The sequence below is a fragment of the Serinicoccus kebangsaanensis genome, from assembly GCF_008919445.1.
Lineage (GTDB): Bacteria > Actinomycetota > Actinomycetes > Actinomycetales > Dermatophilaceae > Ornithinicoccus > Ornithinicoccus kebangsaanensis.
In genome coordinates, this window is sequence record NZ_VSLG01000029.1 from 1 (window position 1) to 2,460 (window position 2,460).

Annotated in this window: 2 protein-coding genes; both read left to right on the plus strand. The window is 65.7% G+C overall.

The features are described 5' to 3' along the window. The first annotated feature begins 935 nt into the window (after positions 1-935). Complete coding sequence (locus FXF60_RS17010; RefSeq protein ID WP_367889974.1) at positions 936-1,643, plus strand: helix-turn-helix domain-containing protein; 708 nt, start codon at positions 936-938, stop codon at positions 1,641-1,643. Positions 1,644-1,802: 159 nt separating this feature from the next. Beyond that, entirely contained in the window at positions 1,803-2,027 is a 225-nt protein-coding gene (locus FXF60_RS16330) for a hypothetical protein (RefSeq protein WP_010148397.1), read from the plus strand. Positions 2,028-2,460 lie beyond the last annotated feature (433 nt).

The window sequence follows — 2,460 nt, forward strand, 5'->3', positions numbered from 1 at the left end:
ACCAGGAAGAGAACTGACATGCAGGGGGTCAGCTTTCACCTGCCGTCAGGGGGTCAGATTTGGCCTGCCGTTGACACTCGGGTAGTACCGCGACGGCGCTGACAACGACACAGGAGCCGGTCACTAGTCCCAGAGCAGTGCCGACCGAGCGCCCACGGAAGTTGGCGAGCAGGAGCGACAGGCCTGGCTGGCGCTGAGAACCCGCGGGATGAAGTTCTCCCGGGCGGCTGGGCGGGCCGCCGTTTGATTCGAACACCACTCGTTCCCAGGCAGCAACGTGAGAATCGGCGGTAACTGGCCTGATCGTGACACCGACCGGGAGTGGCTGAGCATTCAACGCTGCCGGGGCTCGGTGCATCCACGGGTTTGACTCCTCGCGTCGACGGCCCGGCATGTCAGACGCATCAAAGTCGCGGAAGGAATCGCACACCGTGCCCTGCACCTCGGATACCGCACGGCCCGGAGCCTCGTCCGTCAACGTCACAGCACCGTGGAGGAAGTGGTGCGGGGCCCCCTGTGGGGACCAGCCGTAATCCCTGCCAACCGCCCAGGCATTACCAAGGCCTCGGTGGAGCACACGTTGCAGCGCACTCTCGCCCTCGGCGCAGAGAACGGCACGGACATCAGGCATGCAGGCAGCGTATGACCGAGCGCGGGCGTTCGCCCGAGGCGGCATGGGGCGTTCGCCCGGAGCGCGGCAGAAGCGGATGCCCAGGGCGCCCACCCGCAGTGAGCCCCCGACCCGCGGAGATCGACATGCCCGCGTGTCGCCCACAGGCGCCAGCAGATTTCTTGCTAGTCTGAGCACCAGTTGGGGAGAACTACACCCTCAACCCGAAAGGCCCCGATCCTACGGACGGGGCCTTTAGCGTTCTCACCAGCGCAAACACCCCGAATCGCTCCAACTAGTGGCGAGCCTCCACCGGCTCTATCTGATGCAGTGTCACGCTCCAACAGTGCGCGCGTACGAACTCGCCCGCGAACTCGGCGTCACCAGCCGAGAGCTCCTCGCCTTCCTACGCTCCGGCAACCACGACGCGTGGAGTGCTCTCCAATCACTCACCGACGAACAGCTAGAGCTGTCTCGCTCGCTGCACCCGAGCCAGATCAGCCGGCAGGCCGTGTCGCAGGCATGGCGAGAACACCATGAGTCCTTCGAAGACTGGTACGAGCGCGACCACTGGGATGGTCGCACTGAGCTCTACCCACCCCGCCAGGTCATCTTCACGCGCGAGGCTGCACACCTCGTCGGTGTCCGCCCCGCCACGATCCGGCAGTGGGTCCGCCGGGGCCACCTGCAACCGATGGGGCGGTTGGGCAACACTCACTCCTTCCGTGTCGAGGACGTTCGCGCCGCGGCTGCGGAGCGCCTGGCTCAGACCCGCTCCTTCCACACCAACCGCGGTCCTCTGGACGTCCGCAACCTGTTACGTGGAGCACCTGACGTAGATGCTGTGGTGCCGGCGCGCGTAGCCGCTCAGGTCGCCGGCGTGGCCCGATCAACGGTCAGGTCTTGGATCAGGCGCGGCCACCTCCGTGTCCATGATCGGCGTGACCGGGAGTCCTTTGTCCGGCTTGGCGATGTCCTGATTCGCGCTCGCGCCAGGGGTTACAGACCGCGTCGGACGAACCCGATGCCGTAGTTCCACTCCTTCGAGGGGAGGTGTCCTTTGAGACCTCCCTGGGCGTAGCCATGCCTTCTTTGACCCTCTTCCCCTACTGACTTCTTAGACCCCCTAGGCCCGGACGGCTTCTTGTCCGGGCCTTTGTCATGCCCGAAATCGGGCAGGAGGGAGCTTCCGATGAAGGAGCTCATCGATCTCACCGAGGTGCTGGTCGCTTCGGCGGACCCGGTCAAGACTGTGATCGCGCTGCTGGTGTTCTCGGTTGGTCGTGCTGGCATTCGTCAGTCCGAGCGCCATCTGGAGCACCGTCGTGCGCGGCAGTCCGTTCAGGACTTCGCTTCTCTGCGGGGTCCTGTGCGGCGCGACGTGATCCGACTGCGGTCGGACGAGGCTCAGGACTGAGGTGAGTCGGATGACCTCAGCACGCGCGCCACCGGCGAGGGCGGGTTGCTCCTGCTGGTCGCGCGGCCTTATGCCCTCTCGCGATGTTTCGCATCGCCCTGGCGCGATCGGTCATGCCCTGATGCGGGTCGACGACGCCGGTTGGGAGGCTGAAGCGGGCCACGATGTGCAGCGAGCCGTGTCGGGCGGCCCAAGCGGCGAGGCCGGCTCGGTACTTGTCCCACGTCGTGTGAAATGGGGCACTTTGCTTTGAAGGCTTGGGCGGAGCCCCGCCAACCTGCTGCTGGGATCTCAGCGAGTGACCCTTACTCTGCCGATCTAATCTCTCGCTCATCGGCGTGGCGACCGCTCGACCAGCGGCATGAGAGTACGTCAGGCTGCGCGCGTATTCGGTGCTCGCCGGTACCGGTGACCCCTGGCGCTCATCGTCCCT